The following is a 4,283-nucleotide window of genomic DNA, read 5'->3' as shown; positions in this document are numbered from 1 at the left end:
ACCTGCCCGGTCAGGCCGGGGGGCAGATCCAGGCGCACCTTCGCTCGCAGCTCTGCTACGACCCGAGCGGCCGTCGTTGCGTCGGGCGCCTCGAGCGGAACGATGACGAGCTCGGCCGTGCCGTCGGCGCTCGGCACGACGGGTAGCTGCCCGCTCGGGTCGATTCGTCCCACGGCGTCAGTGACCGCGGCACGGTCGGCATCGCTCAGATCACGACCGTCCCGGCTGAACAGGACGATGGCTATCGTCTCGTCCTGTTGGGGAAGGCGCTCGCGCAGCGTGGCCGCGGCGGCACTGTCGGACCCGATGGGCAGGCTGTCCGTGGGTGACGGGGCCCGTTGGGCCTGTCCGAGCAGAGCGATGACGAGGCCCGACAGCAGGATGGCGAGCACCGCGATGGCGCCGGCCCACCACCGGGCGGTGAGCCGGCGCGTGAAGCGCACTCCGAGATCTGCCACGATCGCCCCAGTACAGTAGGAGGGTCGCTAAGGATCTTACTAACATGGTGAGCAAAATCAAGGGAACCCCCGCCCCGGAACCCTCGGAGCCGGGATCGACCCAGTCGGTGCATGCACCATCCCCACAGATGGCCGATGCCGTGCCACAGTGGCGGCCATCGCCGACGCTCGCCGCCCTCCAAGAACTCATCGATGTCGCCCAAGCGCTGCCGGAGACGGTCGCTCGACGTGCTGGGCTGTCCGTGACCGAGCTGCACTCGCTCCGCGCCCTTTCCGAACGGGCGATGGGGCCCGTCGAGCTGGCCCGTCACCTGCGCGTCACCTCGGCCGCGTCGTCAGGTGTCGTCGACCGGCTCGTCGCCCGAGGCCATGCCCAACGAAAGCCACACCCCATCGACGGCCGGCGCACCCAGGTCGTCATCACCGACTCGGGGCGCCGCGAGGTCATCGCCCAGCTACGCCCCATGTTCGAAGGGCTCGCCACCGTCGACACCACATTGACCGACGTCGAGCGCGAGGTGGTGGGTCGCTACCTCGATGGTGTCCTCGAGGCCATGCGACGGCTGCTCTGACCTGGTCCGCGCATTGGCTCAGCGGGTAGACCACCGTTCGGCCGCCCGCGCAGGCTGTTCCGCCTGCGTCGCCGGCATCCTCTTAAGAACCGACTGACTCCAAGGTCATGACAAGGATGTCCTCGCATTCCTGTTTATGATCTGCCGCTGGGGGTATCAACCCCGCCACGTCGCCCCGGACCTTGGTGGCCTCAGGCGTTCTGTCACGCGGCAACCGTGAGGACGAACCACGTGCCCCAGACCTCGGCATCACTAACAGAGATGAACCCGGGTGGACGGCATTGCTGCAAAGGCGCTCACCTGCCGGACAGGGGCTCGTGGTTTCGCCGCGCGTCTCGCCGCGCTCGTGCCGGAGTCCGGGTCTGCGCTGCGATGCGGCCCGCCGGAGATCACCATGATGAGGAGCACATCCCGGATCCCGTGAAACCCTCAGATTTCGACATCGACAGCTCGCTGTAGACTGCCCTGAACACGGTCTTCGAGTACCGGTCTTCGAGTACCGGCCGAAGATCATCGCGTTCCTGGTCATCCTGATCATCGGCTACATCATCGCCAAGGCGGTCGCGAACAAGATCGCCGACAAGCTCAAGGACGACGACAAGCTCAGGCAGGGCAAGGCCGGACAGATGGTGGCCAAGGCCAGCCCGGACGGCAAACCCTCGCACCTGATCGGTGCCGTCGCGTTCTGGATCATCTTCGTCTACGCCCTGTCCGCGGCAATCGGGGCGCTGTCCATCCCGGCCCTGACCGGGTTCATGAACCAGGTGCTGTCCTACCTGCCCAACGTGATCGCGGCGCTCCTGATCTTCGTGGTGGCCGCCGTCGTGGCCGGCGCGGTCGTCGCCGCGGTGCACAAGACGATGGGCGACACCCCGACCGGCAAAGTCGTCCAGACCGTGGTGCCCGCCCTGGTGATGTCGATCGCGTTCTTCATGATCCTGACCCAGCTGAAGATCGCCCCGACGATCGTGACCATCACGTATGCCGCTTTGATCGGCATGCTCGCCCTGGCCGGCGCGCTCGCGTTCGGGTTGGGCGGGCGTGAGGTCGCGGCCCAGATGTGGTCAAGCGCCTACCAGAAGGGCCAGGAGCAGACCGAGCAGGTCAAGGCCGATGCCGCCAAGGGCAAGGCCCGCGCCCAGGACCAGGCGCAGCAGGCCCAGCAGAAGCACTCTCAGGATGGCGGCGCCCACCCGGAGCACGACGAGCCGTTCGACCAGCACGGTCAGCCGGCCAACGGTCAGCCGCAGCAGCCCGGCGCGCGTCGGCTCTGAGCGGCCAACCACCCCAGCCCAACCCATCAGCATGACCCGCAAGGAGAGATCAGCATGATCAGCACCAACCAGATCCAGGATCTGCTCGAGGGCGGCGGGGGCACCGTCGTCGGCCAGGACGGCGCCAAGATCGGCAAGGTCGGCAAGGTCGACCTGGATGACCGGACCGGCGAGCCGGAGTGGGTGACCACCAAGACCGGCATGTTCGGCGGCGCCGAGTCCTTCGTGCCCCTGTCGCAGGGCAGCCTCAACGGCACCGAGATCCAGGTGCCCTACGACAAGGACACGGTCAAGGACCCCCCGCGCCTGGACGACAGCGAGGGACACCTGACCCAGGACCAGGAGAAGGAGCTGTACCGGTACTACGGGCTGGACTACTCGAAGAAGGCCTCCGACTCCGGGCTGCCCAACGGCGGCGCCCCGAGGCCTGACGGCCAGCCGCGCGAGCGGCGGGACCGGGCCGGAGAGCAGGGCACGGTCGGACGCGATGTGTCCGGCCCGACCACGAACGAGGCGATGACCCGCTCTGAGGAGCAGCTCGACGTCGGCCCCGAGAAGGTGCCGAGCGGCACGGCCCGGCCGCGCAAGTACGTGGTCACCGAGGCCGAGTGCAGGCCCTCCCGGCGCAGGTAGGCACCCGCCTCACCGGCGGCCAGGGCCTGCTCGTAGGCGTCGATGTGGGCCAGCTTCTCGGCCGGGGTGAACCGTCGCCGCTGAGGCCCGCCGGCCCTGGGCCCCGGCTGCCCGTTCCGCTCGTCGTTGTCACTCATCGTCATCTGTGTGGTTGAGGTCGTCATGTCCATCAGTCCTGTTCTCACCCTACGAACCATGCTTGCTACAGGGGTCTGGTCTCAACTCACCTTGACACGTAGGGGAACGCCGACGGGATCACGCGGGCGCGTGCTGCACTGGCCTGGCGGAGGAGAGGCAGATGAACGTGTACCGGCGGGGTGTGGGCGGTCACCGTCCTGGCGGTCGGGGGGTTCGCTGTGGCCGCGGCAGCCGTCCTGGCTCCGCTGGCGCTCATAGCGGCGATGGCAGGGCTCGGCGCGCTGGCCGGGACGGCCCTCGCCCTGCACGCCGGCGCCGCACTGGTGCCGCCCATCGTCCGGGTCGCTGCCCTCACCGCCGCGGCGACGGTGGCCGTGCTCGGGCTGGTCTACCTGGCCGGAGGAGCCGGGGCCGCACTGGCCGGGCTGCTGGCGGCCGCATCACCGCTCGTGCGGCGCAAGCTCGCCCGCCGTCGGCCCAGCCGCGGCGCCGGGCCCGGGCGGCGCGCCGGGCCCTCGAGACACGCGCCGAGACCAACACCAAAGGCGTCCGAACGACCCGATCGACCGACGGTGGCGAACAGCGAACAGTCGTCATCAGGGCGCGCGAACTGGCCCAGGACCCGCAGGTGCTGACCGACACCCAGCTGTGCCACGAGTGGCGCCGCAGCTTCACCGCGCTGCAGCGCGCGGTCGGCGACCCAGCCCGGCTCACCGCCGTGATCCAGACCCGCGCCCGCTACCTCGACGAGCTGGAACGCCGCCACCCGGCCGCCTTCCTCGCGTGGCTGGCCCACGGCGCGCGAGCGGCCAGCGACCCCAGCCGCTACCTGACATGACACCCGCACTCGCCCGACCCGCGCGGCTGCGGCCGACTCGGCACCCCACACCAAGCCGGTCAACCGCCGGTTGGAAGGTAACACCAGAGAAGGAGAACGACAGATGCAGATCGACAAGCAGCAGATCATCGATATGCTCAAGAGCCGCGGCGACCACGCCCACGCACAGCAGGCCGAGAGCGACCTGCCCGAGCAGGTCGACACCGACCAGCACGCGGACAAACTGTCCAAGCTCGGCGTCAACCCGCAGGATCTGGCCGGTGGCGGCTCGGGCGGTATCCGCGACAAGATCGGCCTCTGACCCACCCCGCGGGTCTCCACCCCGCAGGTCACAGGGCGGACGGGGCGGGGCCGTTCCGCCCCCCCCCAC

The 4,283-nt window shown here is 69.3% G+C and carries 6 protein-coding genes and 2 pseudogenes; 7 read left to right on the top strand and 1 reads right to left on the bottom strand.

Annotated features, from left to right (window positions below; all coding sequences use genetic code 11):
* A pseudogene (locus L0H79_RS21135) lies at positions 1-458 on the bottom strand (MMPL family transporter); the annotation flags it as partial.
* Between the two features lie 128 nt (positions 459-586).
* On the opposite strand from L0H79_RS21135, the gene L0H79_RS21130 reads away from it, so the two are divergent.
* The 7 genes and pseudogenes from L0H79_RS21130 to L0H79_RS21105 all read left to right on the top strand — a co-directional run bounded on the left by L0H79_RS21130 (position 587) and on the right by L0H79_RS21105 (position 4,214).
* Complete coding sequence (locus tag L0H79_RS21130; protein WP_301486653.1) at positions 587-1,030, top strand: MarR family winged helix-turn-helix transcriptional regulator; 444 nt, start codon at positions 587-589, stop codon at positions 1,028-1,030.
* Positions 1,031-1,530: 500 nt separating this feature from the next.
* Positions 1,531-1,587, top strand: a pseudogene (locus L0H79_RS22350) (hypothetical protein); the annotation flags it as partial.
* A gap of 69 nt (positions 1,588-1,656) precedes the next feature.
* Positions 1,657-2,304, top strand: coding sequence for a hypothetical protein (locus L0H79_RS21125; protein WP_301486651.1), 648 nt, complete (start codon positions 1,657-1,659; stop codon positions 2,302-2,304).
* A 54-nt stretch (positions 2,305-2,358) separates the two neighbouring features.
* Positions 2,359-2,937 carry a PRC-barrel domain-containing protein gene (locus L0H79_RS21120; protein WP_301486649.1) on the top strand — a complete coding sequence of 193 codons (579 nt, stop codon included), beginning with the start codon at positions 2,359-2,361 and terminating at the stop codon, positions 2,935-2,937.
* Positions 2,938-3,254: 317 nt separating this feature from the next.
* Complete coding sequence (locus tag L0H79_RS21115) at positions 3,255-3,710, top strand: hypothetical protein (protein ID WP_301486647.1); 456 nt, start codon at positions 3,255-3,257, stop codon at positions 3,708-3,710.
* Entirely contained in the window at positions 3,704-3,913 is a 210-nt protein-coding gene (locus L0H79_RS21110) for a hypothetical protein (RefSeq protein WP_301486644.1), read from the top strand. The genes L0H79_RS21115 and L0H79_RS21110 overlap by 7 nt, the downstream gene beginning before the upstream one ends.
* Before the next feature lie 103 nt (positions 3,914-4,016).
* Positions 4,017-4,214, top strand: a complete 198-nt coding sequence (locus L0H79_RS21105; protein ID WP_301486643.1) for a hypothetical protein — start codon at positions 4,017-4,019, stop codon at positions 4,212-4,214.
* Positions 4,215-4,283: the final 69 nt, after the last annotated feature.

Origin of the sequence: Intrasporangium sp. (assembly GCF_030452765.1) — a bacterium.
Taxonomy (GTDB): Bacteria; Actinomycetota; Actinomycetes; order Actinomycetales; family Dermatophilaceae; genus Intrasporangium_A.
The sequence above is the reverse complement of the archived record's forward strand: the minus strand, read 5'-3'. Positions and strand labels throughout refer to the sequence as shown.